At 71.7% G+C, this 13,171-nt stretch carries 10 protein-coding genes and 1 pseudogene; 6 read left to right on the top strand and 5 right to left on the bottom strand.

The features are described 5' to 3' along the window. Window positions 1-63: 63 nt before the first annotated feature. Complete coding sequence (locus ACRDSK_RS10335) at window positions 64-2,436, top strand: GcvT family protein (protein ID WP_431439831.1); 2,373 nt, start codon at window positions 64-66, stop codon at window positions 2,434-2,436. A 64-nt stretch (window positions 2,437-2,500) separates the two neighbouring features. Here ACRDSK_RS10335 and ACRDSK_RS10340 read toward each other — a convergent pair whose 3' ends face one another. Then, the gene (locus ACRDSK_RS10340; RefSeq protein ID WP_431439833.1) at window positions 2,501-2,929 is read right to left on the bottom strand and encodes a PPOX class F420-dependent oxidoreductase; all 429 of its coding nucleotides are present in this window, start codon (window positions 2,927-2,929) and stop codon (window positions 2,501-2,503) included. A gap of 47 nt (window positions 2,930-2,976) precedes the next feature. On the opposite strand from ACRDSK_RS10340, the gene ACRDSK_RS10345 reads away from it, so the two are divergent. Further along, entirely contained in the window at window positions 2,977-3,390 is a 414-nt protein-coding gene (locus ACRDSK_RS10345; protein ID WP_431439834.1) for a hypothetical protein, read from the top strand. Window positions 3,391-3,393: 3 nt separating this feature from the next. Here ACRDSK_RS10345 and ACRDSK_RS10350 read toward each other — a convergent pair whose 3' ends face one another. The 3 genes from ACRDSK_RS10350 to ACRDSK_RS10360 are packed head-to-tail and all read right to left on the bottom strand — an operon-like array spanning window position 3,394 to window position 7,350. Further along, window positions 3,394-3,975 carry a pyridoxamine 5'-phosphate oxidase family protein gene (locus ACRDSK_RS10350; RefSeq protein ID WP_431439836.1) on the bottom strand — a complete coding sequence of 194 codons (582 nt, stop codon included), beginning with the start codon at window positions 3,973-3,975 and terminating at the stop codon, window positions 3,394-3,396. Window positions 3,976-4,011: 36 nt separating this feature from the next. Then, a complete protein-coding gene (locus tag ACRDSK_RS10355; protein ID WP_431439838.1) occupies window positions 4,012-4,953 on the bottom strand; it encodes an SDR family NAD(P)-dependent oxidoreductase in 942 nt (313 codons plus the stop codon). 39 nt (window positions 4,954-4,992) lie between these two features. After that, complete coding sequence (locus ACRDSK_RS10360) at window positions 4,993-7,350, bottom strand: Tex family protein (RefSeq protein ID WP_431439840.1); 2,358 nt, start codon at window positions 7,348-7,350, stop codon at window positions 4,993-4,995. A 99-nt stretch (window positions 7,351-7,449) separates the two neighbouring features. Between ACRDSK_RS10360 and ACRDSK_RS10365 the strand changes: the two genes are divergently transcribed. The 4 genes from ACRDSK_RS10365 (at window position 7,450) to ACRDSK_RS10380 (ending at window position 12,385) form a co-directional block, all read left to right on the top strand. Beyond that, window positions 7,450-9,360: an acyl-CoA dehydrogenase family protein gene (locus tag ACRDSK_RS10365; protein WP_431439842.1), complete on the top strand. Its 1,911-nt coding sequence runs from the start codon at window positions 7,450-7,452 to the stop codon at window positions 9,358-9,360. 62 nt (window positions 9,361-9,422) lie between these two features. Then, complete coding sequence (locus tag ACRDSK_RS10370) at window positions 9,423-9,920, top strand: MarR family winged helix-turn-helix transcriptional regulator (protein ID WP_431439844.1); 498 nt, start codon at window positions 9,423-9,425, stop codon at window positions 9,918-9,920. Window positions 9,921-9,960: 40 nt separating this feature from the next. Further along, the gene (locus tag ACRDSK_RS10375; RefSeq protein WP_431439846.1) at window positions 9,961-11,580 is read left to right on the top strand and encodes an MDR family MFS transporter; all 1,620 of its coding nucleotides are present in this window, start codon (window positions 9,961-9,963) and stop codon (window positions 11,578-11,580) included. Between the two features lie 211 nt (window positions 11,581-11,791). Next, a complete protein-coding gene (locus tag ACRDSK_RS10380; RefSeq protein ID WP_431439848.1) occupies window positions 11,792-12,385 on the top strand; it encodes a hypothetical protein in 594 nt (197 codons plus the stop codon). On the opposite strand, the pseudogene ACRDSK_RS10385 reads toward ACRDSK_RS10380, so the two are convergent. Continuing rightward, a pseudogene (locus tag ACRDSK_RS10385) lies at window positions 12,367-13,171 on the bottom strand (hypothetical protein); the annotation flags it as partial. The gene ACRDSK_RS10380 and the pseudogene ACRDSK_RS10385 overlap by 19 nt on opposite strands.

Consider the following 13,171-nt stretch of genomic DNA (forward strand, 5'->3'; position numbering starts at 1 on the left):
ACGCAGCGAGACGTGACTTCGAGACTGTTGCGTATTGCTCCGCGGGTTGTGGAGGAGGAAACGATGGCGCAGCCGCGAGTGGTCGTTGTCGGGGCCGGGATCGTCGGTTGCGCGCTTGCCGACGAGCTGACCGCGCGGGGGTGGACCGACGTCACCGTGCTCGAGCAGGGGCCGCTGTTCGCCGCGGGCGGGTCCAGCTCGCACGCGCCGGGGCTCGTCTTCCAGACCAACCCGTCGAAGACGATGACCGAGTTCGCCCGCTACACGGTCGACAAGTACACCGCGCTGGGCGTCTTCGGCCAGGTCGGCGGTCTCGAGGTGGCGACGACGCCGGAGCGCTGGGCCGACCTGCACCGCAAGCGCGGCTGGGCCACGTCCTGGGGCCTCGACGCGCACCTGCGGACCCCCGAGGAGTGCGTCGAGCTCCAGCCGCTGCTCGACCGGGACCGGATACTCGGCGGCTACCACGTCCCGACCGACGGGCTGTGCCCCGCGGTCGCGGCCGGCGAGGCGCAGGCCCGCCGGGCGATCGCGCGGGGCGCCCGGTTCCTGGCGCACCAGGAGGTGGTCGACGTCCGCGTCGAGAGCGGTCGGGTGACCGGCGTCGTCACCGACTCGGACACGTTCGGCGCGGACATCGTCGTCTGCTGCGCCGGGTTCTGGGGCCCGAAGGTCGGCCGGCTCGTCGGGCTCACGGTGCCGTTGCAGCCGCTCGCCCACCAGTACGCCACCACGACCCCGGTCGCCGGCCTGCGCGGCGGGCCGATCCTGCGCCACCAGGACGCCGACCTCTACTTCCGCGAGCTCGGCGACCGGATCGGCATCGGCTCCTACGCCCACCGGCCCATGCCGGTCGAGGAGTTCGCGCGGCACGCGGACGCGGCGGTCATGCCCTCGATGCTGCCGTTCACCGAGGAGGACTTCGCGCCGTCCTGGCGGGACTCGGTCGACCTGCTGCCCGCGCTGGGCGAGGCGAAGGTGGAGGAGGCGTTCAACGGGATCTTCTCGTTCACCCCGGACGGCTTCCCGCTGGTCGGCGAGTCCCGCGAAGCCAAGGGTTTCTGGCTCTGCGAGGCGGTGTGGGTCACCCACTCCGCCGGCGTGGCGCGGGCGACCGCGGAGTCGCTGGTGGCCGGTCGGTCCGATGTGGACACCCACGAGTGTGACCTGCACCGGTTCGAGGAGATCCAGCTCTCGCCGGCCTTCGTCGCCCGGCGCGGCGCGCAGAACTTCGTCGAGGTGTACGACGTCGTGCACCCGCTGCAGCCGATGGCGGACCCGCGGCCGCTGCGGGTCAGCCCGTTCTACCCGCGCCAGCAGGAGCTCGGCGCGGTCTTCCTGGAGGCCGCCGGCTGGGAGCGGCCGCACTGGTTCGAGACCAACCCGGCCGAGGAGACGCCCGAGCGTGGCGAGTGGGCTGGCCGGTACTGGTCGCCGATCGCGGCCGCCGAGTCGCGGGCCACCCGCGAGCGGGTGGCGCTCTTCGACATGACGCCGCTCAAGCGGCTCGAGGTCACCGGGCCCGGCGCGCTGGACTTCCTGCAGCGGATGACCACGAACAACCTCGCCAAGAAGGTCGGCGCGGTGACCTACACGCTGCTGCTCGACGACGCCGGCGGCGTCCGCAGCGACCTGACAGTCGCGCGGCTGGGCGAGCGGCAATTCCAGCTCGGCGCCAACGGCAACCTCGACCTGGACTGGCTGCTGCGCCACGCCCCGGACGGGGTGTCGGTGCGCGACATCACCGGCGGCACGTGCTGTGTCGGCGTGTGGGGACCGCTCGCCCGCGACCTCGTGCAACCGTTGTCCCAGCAGGACTTCGGGCACAAGGCGCTGGGCTACTTCCGCGCGATGCGGGCGTACGTCGGGCACGTGCCGGTCACCGCGCTGCGCGTGTCCTACGTCGGCGAGCTGGGCTGGGAGCTCTACACCACCGCCGACCACGGGCTGAAGCTGTGGGACACGCTGTGGGAGGCGGGACAGACGCTCGGCGTGATCGCCGGCGGTCGGGCGGCGTTCAACAGCCTGCGGCTGGAGAAGGGCTACCGGCTGTGGGGCGTGGACATGACCACCGAGCACGACCCGTACGAGGCGGGCGTGGGTTTCGCGGTGCGGATGGACAAGGGCGACTTCGTCGGCCGCGCCGCGCTCGAGGCCCGCGGCGAGCCGGCGCGGAAGCTGACGTGCCTCACGATGGACCGGCCGGAGTCGGTGGTGCTGGGCAAGGAACCGGTGTACCTCGACGGCCGGCCCGCCGGGTACGTCACCAGCGCGGCGTTCGGCCACACGATCGGCAAGCCGATCGCCTACGCCTGGCTGCCGGCCGGCCTGGAGCCGGGCCGGCCGGTCGAGGTCGAGTACTTCGGCGAGCGGCTCGCGGCCACGGTCGCCGCCGAGCCGCTGGTCGACCCGGAGATGGCGCGAATCCGTCGCTAGACCCTGTTTTGAAGGTGCCAGAGGGTTCGTTCGAGCGGTGGGTCGAGCTTCGAAACAGGGTCTACTAGTCCTGCTCGGCCCACTCTCCGGAGCCGCCGATCCGGTCGATCGCGACGCGGAGGACGAAGCCCGGCGGCGGGTCGGGCATCGGCGGGAACTTCGTGCCGGGGCCGATGTAGTTCTGCGCGAGCCGCTGCAGCAGCTCGGGCGCGCCGCCCTCGGTGACGCGAGCCGTGCCGTGCACCACGAGGTAGTCGCGCATGCCGATCGGGTTCGCCGTGTCCGCCTCGAAGGAGATCACGACCCGCGGGTCGCGCCGCACGTTGCGCAGCTTCTGCTGGCTCGCCATCAGGTGCCCGGAGACGAGCTCGTCGCCGTCGCAGCCCATCCAGACGATGGCCACCTGCGGGGCGCCGTCGGCGTTGAGGGTGACCAGGTGGGCGAGCGCGCCGGACCCGACGAGGTCCCGGGCCGCCTTGTTCAGCCGTGGCATGGAGAAACTCTAGCCGCGCGACGCCGAGTTGCTGCGAGACTGGCGCCATGAACCCGCCCGCGCTGCTGAGGGCGGCGGTCCTCGCGCTGACCCTCGGTCTGATGGCGGCGTGCGCCGAGGGTCGGGCCTGCACGCTGATCGCCGCCGTGCCCGGGGTCGTCGTGGAGGTGGATCCCGCGGTCGCGGCGAAAGTCAGCGCCGGCACTCTGGAGCTGTGCTGGGCCGGCCACTGCCGGACCGAGCGGGTCGAGCTGGGTTCGGGCGGGGGCGCCTTCGTGCAGGTGCTCGACCTGCCGGAGACCGAGGTGACCGCGACGGTGCGGCTCAACGGACCCTCCGGGAACGTCGTCGACCAGACCCTGACCGTGGCGGCCGAGCCGACCTACCCGAACGGTCCCGACTGCGGTGGCAGCGCCGCGCAGGGGCGGCTCCTGGTCGACGCGGACGGGACCGTGCGCTGAGCCCTACACCGTCCGATCGGGCAGCGGCAGCGGGATGGCCGGCAGGCCGTCGATGCTGGTGCCGTTGTGTGGCTTGCGCTCGCAGTACGCGGCGAACTCGGGATCGGACTTGCGGCCGAAGTACTCGGCGTGCTGCGTGCGCTCGGCGCGGTAGTCCATGAACGGCACCGCGAACCCGCAGCTGTCGCTCACCATGACCGCGTGTACGAGGACGATCGCGCGGGCGCCGGGACCGTCGCTGGCGGCGAAGTGGCCGATCAACTCGGGCCAGCAGGGGTCGTCGCGGAAGACTGGCTCGCCGCGGCCGTGTACGCGCAGCACCTTGGGCGGGCCGGAGAAGGCGCACCACATCAGCGTGATGCGGCCGTTCTCCCGCAGGTGCGCCACGGTCTCCGCGTGGCTGCCGCCGAAGTCGAGGTACGCCAGCGTCTCCTCGTCGAGGACCGCGAGGGTGCCTTCGCGGCCCTTGGGCGAGAGGTTGACGTGCCCGTCGTCGGCCAGCGGCGCGCTGGCGACGAAGAACACCGGTTGCTCCTCGATGAACCGTCGCAGCCGCGGCTCGATCCGTTCGTACACAGTGCCCATGGTTCGCTCCGCTTACGAGACCCCTTGTACCCGAAGCTACCCGGCCACTCCGGTCAACTCGGCGGACATGGTCCACAGCCGGCGGGCGGAGTCGGGGTCGATGGCGTACGGGCGGACGCCGCGGCCGCTCTGGTCGTCCGCGACCTCGGCGATGTCGCAGTCCTTGAGGTAGACCCCGCCCAGGTCCGCCAGCTGTGGCGAGGTGGCCGCCCACACCTGCGTGGCCGCGCCCTGCTCCGGGGTCTTCGCGTCGAACAGCGGGTTGCCGTCCGCGTCGAACCACCCCTGCTCGACCATCTCCCCGTCCGCCAGATGACGCTGCAACGGGGTCAGGATGCCGCCCGGGTGCAGCGCGAACGCGCGTACGCCCGAGCCTTCGCCCCGCCGGTCCAGCTCCACGGCGAACAGCACGTTCGCCGTCTTCGACTGGCCGTAGGCGGCCCACTTGTCGTAGCCGCGCTCGAACCACGGGTCGTCCCAGCGGATGTCCGAGCGGCGGTGGCCGGCCGAGGACACCGAGACCACCCGCGCGCCGCCGCCGGTCACCAGTCTCGGCCAGAGGCGGTTGGCGAGCGCGAAGTGGCCGAGATGGTTGGTGGCGAACTGCGCCTCCCAGCCCGGGCCGACCCGGGTCTCGGGGCAGGCCATGATGCCCGCGTTGTTGACCAGGATGTCGATGTCGCGGCCGGTCGCCAGGAAGCGGTCGGCGAACTCGTGGACGCTGTCCAGGTCGGCCAGGTCCAGCCCGGCCACCTCGGCGATGTCGCCGAGGGCCGAACGGGCGGCATCGACCCGCCGGGCCGGCACCACGACGTGGGCGCCCGCCCGGACGAGCGCGCGCGTGGTCTCGAGGCCGATGCCCGAGTAGCCCCCGGTGACGATCGCGAGCTTGCCGGCCAGCTCGAGGCCGGCGAGGACCTCGTCCGCCGTGCTCGTGGCGCCGAAACCGGAACCGATCTTGTGCTGTGGAGTCGTCATGGCACCGAAGCTACGAGTTGGTGCGCGCTCCAGGTCAAATCACTTCGGCTTGTAGCCCGCCCGCTTGAGCGCGTCGGCCATCGCGCCGCCGGCACCGGAGTCCTGCCGCTGCTGGCGACGCTGCCCGCCACCACCCTGCTGGCCGCCGCGCTGGCCGCGCCGGTCCCGGTCGCCGCCGCCCCGCTGGCCGCCGCGTGGGGGAGCGGTCTCCTCCTCCAGCCGCAGCGTCAGCGAGATCCGCTTGCGCGGGATGTCGACCTCGAGCACCTTGGCGCGCACGATCTCGCCGGACTTCACCACCTCGTGCGGGTCCTTGACGAAGTTGCGGGACAGCTGCGAGACGTGCGCGAGCCCGTCGCAGTGCACGCCGATGTCGATGAAGGCGCCGAACGCGGCCACGTTCGTGACCACGCCCTCCAGCACCATGCCCACCTTCAGGTCGTTCAGCGTGTGCACCGCGTCGTTGAACGTCGCCGTCTTGAACGCCGGCCGCGGGTCGCGGCCTGGCTTGTCCAGCTCGGACAGGATGTCGGTGACCGTCGGCAGGCCGAACTTGTCGTCGACGAAGTCCTTGGGCGACAACGCCTTCAGCGTCTTCGTGTTGCCGATCAGCTCGCCCAGCCCGCCACCGGTGGACTGCACGATCCGGCGCACCACCGGATAGGCCTCCGGGTGCACGGCCGACGCGTCCAGCGGGTCGTCGCCGCTGGGGATGCGCAGGAAGCCCGCGCACTGCTCGAACGCCTTCGGCCCGAGCTTCGGCACGCTCTTCAAGGCGGTGCGCGAGCGGAACGGGCCGTTGGCGTCCCGGTGCGACACGATGTTCGACGCCAGCGAGGAGCCGATGCCGGACACCCGGGTGAGCAGCGGCACCGACGCGGTGTTGAGGTCGACGCCGACGCCGTTCACGCAGTCCTCCACGACCGCGTCGAGCGAGCGGGACAGCTTCGTCTCGGAGATGTCGTGCTGGTACTGCCCGACGCCGATGGACTTGGGGTCGATCTTCACCAGCTCGGCCAGCGGGTCCTGCAGCCGGCGGGCGATCGACACCGCACCGCGCAGCGACACGTCCAGCTCCGGCAGCTCCTGGGAGGCGTAGGCCGACGCCGAGTACACCGACGCGCCCGCCTCGGACACCATGACCTTGGTCAGCTTCAGGTCCGGCGCCTTGGCGAGCAGCTCGGCTGCGAGCTTGTCGGTCTCCCGCGACGCGGTGCCGTTGCCGATCGCGATCAGGTCCACGTCGAAAGCCGTGGCGAGCTGGTGCAGCTTCACCAGCGACTCGTCCCAGCGCCTCGCGGGCGCGTGCGGGTAGATCGTGTCGGTGGCGACGACCTTGCCGGTGGCGTCCACGATCGCGACCTTCACGCCGGTGCGCAGGCCCGGGTCGAGGCCCATCGTGGCGCGGGTGCCGGCGGGCGCGGCGAGCAGCAGGTCACGCAGGTTCGTGGCGAACACGCGGACCGCCTCGTCCTCGGCGGCGGCCCGCAGCCTGGCGCGCAGGTCGATGCCGAGGTGCACGAGGATGCGGGTGCGCCAGGCCCAGCGGACCGTGTCGCCGAGCCACTTGTCGGCCGGCCGGCCCCGGTCGTCGACGCCGAAGCGGCCGGCGATCATGACCTCGTAGTCGGACGGGCCCGGCGGCTGCTCGTCGGAGTCGTGCGGCTCGAGGGTCAGCTCGAGCATCTCCTCCTTCTCGCCGCGGAACATGGCGAGGATCCGGTGGCTCGGCAGCTTCGTGTACGGCTCGGAGAAGTCGAAGTAGTCGGCGAACTTCGAGCCCGCCTCCTGCTTGCCGTCGCGGACCTTCGCGACCAGCCGGCCCTTGTTCCACATCCGCTCGCGCAGCGTGCCGATGAGGTCGGCGTCCTCGCCGAAGCGCTCGACGAGGATGGCGCGGGCACCGTCGAGCGCGGCCTGCGCGTCGGCCACGCCCTTGTCGGCGTCGACGAAGACCGCCGCGGCGGCCTGCGGGTCGGTGTCGGGGTTGCCGATCAGCCCGTCGGCCAGCGGCTCGAGCCCGGCCTCGCGGGCGATCTGGGCCTTGGTGCGCCGCTTCGGCTTGTAGGGCAGGTAGATGTCCTCGAGGCGCGCCTTGGAGTCGGCGGCCAGGATCTGCGTGGACAGCTCGTCGGTGAGCTTGCCCTGGGACTTGACCGAGTCCAGGACGGCGGCCCGGCGCTCCTCCAGCTCGCGCAGGTAGCGCAGCCGCTCCTCGAGCGTGCGCAGCTGGGCGTCGTCGAGCGCGCCGGTTACCTCCTTGCGGTACCGCGCGATGAACGGGACGGTCGACCCGCCGTCGAGCAGGTCCACGGCCGAACGCACCTGGCGTTCGGCGACGTCGAGCTCCTCGGCGATGCGCAGGAACACTGATGCGGGGGTGGCGGTCGCGGTCACGGCTCCGCATTCTGCCGCGCCCCGCCGACGGCGCCGCGCCCCGGTGAGGGTTTCACCAGGGCTACTCACGGGTAGCCTAGCGTGGAGGAGGCGAGCGTCGTGGCTGAGCAACCGAAGGTGTCGGAGGAAGAAGCACGAGCCGTCGCGGAAGAGGCCCGGGAGAGCGGCTGGGACAAGCCCTCCTTCGGCAAGGAGCTGTTCCTCGGTCGGCTCCAGCTCGACCTGATCCACCCGCACCCCACGCCCGACCGAGCGGCCGACGCGAAGGCCCAGGCGTTCCTGGCCGGGCTGCGCAGGTTCTGCGAGGGACTGGACGGCGCGGTGGTCGAGCGTGAGGCGCGCATCCCCGACGAGTGGGTCGAGGGCTTCGCCGAGCTCGGCTGTTTCGGCATCAAGATCGACGAGGAGTACGGCGGGCTCGGCCTGACCCAGGTCGCCTACAACCGCGCGCTGATGCTGGTCGGCAGCGTGCACCCGAGCATCGGCGCGCTGCTTTCCGCACACCAGTCGATCGGCGTGCCCGAGCCGTTGAAGCTCGCCGGCACCGAGGAGCAGAAGCGCGAGTTCCTGCCCCGCTGCGCGAAGGGCGCGGTGTCGGCGTTCCTGCTGACCGAGCCCGACGTCGGCTCCGACCCCGCGCGGCTCGCCACCACGGCCACCCCGACCGAGGACGGCTACGTGCTCGACGGGGTCAAGCTGTGGACCACGAACGGCGTCGTGGCCGAGCTGCTCGTCGTCATGGCCCGGGTGCCGAAGTCGGACGGACGCCGCGGCGGCATCTCCGCGTTCGTCGTCGAGGCCGACTCGCCGGGCGTCACGGTCGAGCGGCGCAACGCCTTCATGGGCCTGCGCGGCATCGAGAACGGCGTCACGCGGCTGCACCAGGTGCACGTGCCGAAGCGGAACCTGATCGGCCGCGAGGGCGACGGCCTCAAGATCGCGCTGACCACGCTGAACGCCGGCCGGCTCGCGATCCCCGCGTCCTGCGCCGCCGCCGCGAAGTGGTCGCTCAAGATCGCCCGCGAGTGGTCGGCGGAACGGGTGCAGTGGGGCAGGCCGGTCGGCCGGCACGGCGCGGTGGCCGGCAAGCTGTCGTTCCTCGCCGCCACGACGTTCGCGCTCGAGTCGGTGCTGGAGCTCTCCGGCCAGCTCGCCGACCAGGGCCGGCACGACATCCGGATCGAGGCGGCGCTCGCGAAGCTGTGGGCCAGCGAGATGACCTGCCTGATCGCCGACGAACTGGTGCAGATCCGCGGTGGCCGCGGCTACGAGACCGCCGAGTCGCTGGCCGCGCGCGGCGAGCGAGCGGTTCCGGCCGAGCAGTCGGTGCGGGACATGCGGATCAACCGGATCTTCGAGGGCTCCAGCGAGATCATGCGGCTGCTGGTCGCGCGCGAGGCGGTCGACGCGCACCTCGCGGTCGCCGGCGACCTCGCCGACCCCAAGGCCGACGCCGGTCGCAAGGCGAAGGCGGCCGCCAAGGCGAGCGGGTTCTACGCGAGGTGGCTGCCCAAGCTCGTCGCCGGGAAGGGCCAGCTGCCGACCGCGTTCCGCGACTTCGGTCCACTCGCGACACACCTGCGCTACGTCGAGCGCGCCTCGCGCAAGCTCGCCCGGTCCACCTTCTACGGCATGGCCCGCTGGCAGGCCGGGCTGGAGAAGCGGCAGGGCTTCCTCGGCCGGATCGTCGACATCGGCGCGGAGCTGTTCGCGATGTCCGCCGCGTGCGTGCGGGCGGAGCTGCTGGGTGACTCGGCACGCGAGCTGGCCGCCGTGTTCTGCGAACACGCGCGGCTGCGCGTCGATCGGCTCTTCGACGCGCTGTGGACGAACACCGACGACGTCGACCAACGGGTCGCCGAGGCCACGCTCGACGGCCGGTACACCTGGCTGGAGGCGGGCGTGCTGGACCAGAGCGAGGGGACCGGGCCGTGGATCGCGGACTGGCGAGCGAGCGCGTCGGGTGACCAGAACGTCGCTCGTCGCTATCTGTCAGCTACGCGGACATAGTTTTCGCTGCTGGAGAACTGAGACCCCGGCCACAGTCACTTGCAGTTAGTTTCACCGGTGAGATGATTGCGCGCGTGAAACAAACCTCGGCTACCTCGGTCGACAGCTCTGTCGACGCTGTCACCGAGGACGTGGTGAGTTTCCTGTCGAATCTGAAGAAGAGCGGCGAGGCCCACATATTGGGTGTCGCGGCCGGACTCGACCTGACATTCTCCCAACTACGTGCCATGTTCGTGCTCGCCGACTGCCAGGAGGAACTGGCCGTCCACGAGCTCGCCGCGCGGCTCGGGTCGTCGATGGCGACCTCGGGGCGGGTCGTGCAGGCGCTCTCCCGGGCGGAGATGGTCACGCGCAGGGAGGACGAGCAGGACCGTAGGGTCAAGCGGGTCAGGCTGACCGAGCAGGGTCGCGTGTTGGTGGCCGGGTTCGTGCACGCCCACCGCGAGGCCGTGCGCGAGTGTGTCGAGTCGCTCAGTGACCGCGAGCGGGAGCAACTTTCCAAGGCTCTGTCGCCGATTCTCGCTCGGGGGGACCAGCAGAACGCAGCCGACGGCTGTTGAGGCAAGAAAAAGGCAAAGGGGAAGGGCCTTGATGGAACCAATGAGTCCGGCACCCGCCGCGGGGGCGGCACCCGGGTCGGACAAGCTCGACCGCAGAGTTCTCGCGATCGGCGGCGTGGTCGTGCTCGGCGCGATCATGGCGATGCTCGACATCACGGTGGTCAACGTCGCGCTCGACCGGCTGATCATCGAGTTCGACACCACGCTGGACCAGATGCAGTGGGTGGTCACGGGTTACACCCTGGCGCTCGCGACCGTCATCCCGCTGTCCGGCTGGGCCGCGGACCGGTTCGGCACCAAGCGGATCTACCTCACCGCGATCTTCCTGTTCATGGTCGGCTCGGCGCTGGCCGGCCTGGCCTGGTCGGCGGAGTCGCTGATCCTGTTCCGGGTCCTGCAGGGCCTGGGCGGCGGCATGCTGATGCCGGTCGGCATGACGATCCTGACCAAGGCGGCCGGGCCCGATCGGGTCGGCCGCGTGATGGCCGTGCTCGGCGTGCCGATGCTGCTCGGCCCGATCGTGGGCCCGATCCTCGGCGGCTACCTCGTTGACGACGTGTCGTGGCGGTGGATCTTCTTCATCAACGTGCCGGTCGGCATCGTGTCGCTGATCCTCGGGTCGCGGATCCTCGACCAGGACGAGCCGCGGCCGACGGAGAAGTTCGACGCGCTCGGCCTGCTGTTGCTCTCGCCGGGTCTCGCCGCGCTGATCTATGGCCTGGCGCAGGTGCCCTCGCACGAGGGCGTCGGGCACCCCGAGGTCTACGTGCCGGCGCTGGCCGGGGCGGCGCTGGTGGCCGGGTTCATCTGGCACGCCGCGCGCACGCCGCACGCGCTGATCGACCTGAAGCTGTTCCGCGACCGCGGGTTCACCCTCTCGATGCTGACGATGGTGCTGTTCGTGATCGCGTTCTTCGGCGCCATGCTGATGCTGCCGCTGTACTTCCAACAGGTGCGGGCCGAGGACGCGCTGACGGCCGGTCTGCTGCTGGCCCCGCAGGGCTTCGGCGCGATGATCATGATGCCGATCTCCGGCCAGCTCGTGGACCGCGGCTACGCGGCTCGGATGGTGCAGTTCGGCCTGGTGATCATCGTGGCCACGATGCTGATGTTCACCCAGCTCAGCGACACCACGTCGTACTGGACGATCGGTGCCGCGCTGTTCGTGATGGGGCTGGGCATGGGCATGACGATGATGCCGGTCATGTCGATCGCGCTGAAGTCGTTGCGGCAGCAGGATGTCGCGCGTGCGTCGACGAGCCTGAACATCATCCAGCAGGTGGCCGCCTCGATCGGTACGGCGATGCTGTCGGTGCTGCTGTTCAACGAGATCAAGGACCGGCTCACCCCGGTCCTCGCGCAGCTGCCGCCGGCCCCGCCGGGGGCCGAGGCGCCGAACGCGACGTCGATCCGGGACCTGCCCGAGCCGGTGCGCGACCTGCTGGCCCCGCCGATGGCCGACGCGTACTCGGCCACGTTCGTCTGGGCCGTGGTGTTCCTGGCGCTGGCGTTCATCCCGGCGCTGTTCCTGCCGCGCGGCAGGACCGCTCCGGCGGAGCCGGTCGCCGGCTCGGCGGAGCCGCTCGACCCGGCGACGAACGAGCCGCCGGTGATCGTCGACGAGGAGCCCGAGCCGGTGGGTGACGCCGACCGACGCTGAGCTCTTTCCCTGTCCGGCCCCGGAACCACGAGGTTCCGGGGCCGGACTTCGTTCTATGATCGGCCGACGAACCAGGCCCGGATCGAGGAGTCCCTGTCGGACGCCGGCATCGAGTCCGTGTCGGTCACCGCCAGCGAGGACTGGAACCTCGGGGACGACTCGACGAAACGTCACGGTCGTCTTCACCACCCCCCAACCCGAGCCCTCGGAGATGGACCTCTCGACCGTCCGTCGCGTCGTGTGGGAGCAGTACCCGCACCGACTCGAGTACCTCGTCGTCGATGTCGCCACGACGGGTGGTCGGGAGTCGGTCGACTACTCCCGCGAGCAGCTGGAGGCCGAGCTCGGCGAGCAGGACCTCCGGGAGGACGACTCGAAGCCGCCGCTGTCGACGGGCATGATCGCCGCGCTCGTCACCGGCGTCGTCATCGGGCTCGGGTTCATCACCTACGGCGTGGTGCAGAGCAGGTCCGCTCGCAGGCGGTCGCCCGAGCCGGCCTTGCCCCTGCCATGGCCGGTGCCGGAACCGGCGCCGCCACCTCGCGCGGAAGTCCCTGCCGCACCGCGCATCGAGCCGCCAGAGCCGCCGGCCGCGACCTCGCAGGAGCCGGCCACGCCACCGCCGGTGTGGCACGAACCCGGGCGGCCCAATCAGCGGCGCAGCTTCGAGGAGGCCCAGAGTGCGCTGAACAACGGGTGGCAGTGGCTGGTCGACCAGGTGCCCGCCCCCGACTCATCGACGAGGTCGCCGAGCGGATCCACGGTAGGCCCGACACCGGCTGACGGTCACTCCCGGGTGGTGTAGGTGTCCAGCGCGGTCAGGCGGACGTCCGGGTCGGCGTGGTCGCGCAGGCCGGTGACGAATGCTCGCCAGTGCGTCGGCCAGCCGGCCTCCGGGCCCGCCTGGCTCGCGATCGCCAGGCCCAGCAACGGGTCCGCAGCCGTGGCGAGGTCGTACAGGTGCGCCTGCGGCAGCTTCGCCACCCGGCCGCTCAGCCGCCACAGCACCGCCCGGTGCGCCCGCCAGGCCCACCGCGGCTCGTCGGCCAGCGCGGCCACCCGGCGCAGCGCCGCCACGCCGTCGCCGTCCGGCTCGAACGGGATCGCGGTCACCGCCAGGTCGATCATCGAACCGCGCAGGGTCTCCTCGGCCGCCAGCGCGTCGGCCAGCGCGGACGCCGCCGCCCGCAGGCTCGGCGCCTCGTAGGCACTGCGCCCGACGAGGTCGGCGATGGCCTGGATGCGTTGGCGCGCCGGCAGGTCACGGTCGGCCGCGGCAGTCCAGTCCGGAGTGGACAGCAGGCGGGTGACCGCGTCGACCAGCGGCGCAGGGTCCTCGGTGGCGGTGGCGCCCGCGATGAGCGCGGTGAGCGCCTCCCGCCAGCTCGCGGTGTTCGCGAGGTCGGCCACCCGTCCCACGAGCAGCTCCGTGCCGGCCTCGTCCCACCGGGCCCAGCTCGCCAGCGTCGCGAGGCCCAGCCGCGCGGTGTCCTGCTCGGCGGCGCCCGCGACGGTGTGGATCAGCGACGCGTACCGCGCCCGGTGCTGCGGGGCCAGCGTGTACGGGTCCAGGTCGAGCACGGCCGTGGCC

The organism is Actinophytocola sp., assembly GCF_050699915.1.
Lineage (GTDB): Bacteria > Actinomycetota > Actinomycetes > Mycobacteriales > Pseudonocardiaceae > Actinophytocola.

Bases quoted from the DNA above. Each gene is read 5' to 3' on its own strand.
- ACRDSK_RS10335 (WP_431439831.1), top strand. From the start codon at position 64: ATGGCGCAGCCGCGAGTGGTCGTTGTCGGGGCCGGGATCGTCGGTTGC.
- ACRDSK_RS10340 (WP_431439833.1), bottom strand. From the start codon at position 2,929: ATGCCACGGCTGAACAAGGCGGCCCGGGACCTCGTCGGGTCCGGCGCG.
- ACRDSK_RS10345 (WP_431439834.1), top strand. From the start codon at position 2,977: ATGAACCCGCCCGCGCTGCTGAGGGCGGCGGTCCTCGCGCTGACCCTC.
- ACRDSK_RS10350 (WP_431439836.1), bottom strand. From the start codon at position 3,975: ATGGGCACTGTGTACGAACGGATCGAGCCGCGGCTGCGACGGTTCATC.
- ACRDSK_RS10355 (WP_431439838.1), bottom strand. From the start codon at position 4,953: ATGACGACTCCACAGCACAAGATCGGTTCCGGTTTCGGCGCCACGAGC.
- ACRDSK_RS10370 (WP_431439844.1), top strand. From the start codon at position 9,423: ATGATTGCGCGCGTGAAACAAACCTCGGCTACCTCGGTCGACAGCTCT.
- ACRDSK_RS10375 (WP_431439846.1), top strand. From the start codon at position 9,961: ATGAGTCCGGCACCCGCCGCGGGGGCGGCACCCGGGTCGGACAAGCTC.
- ACRDSK_RS10380 (WP_431439848.1), top strand. From the start codon at position 11,792: ATGGACCTCTCGACCGTCCGTCGCGTCGTGTGGGAGCAGTACCCGCAC.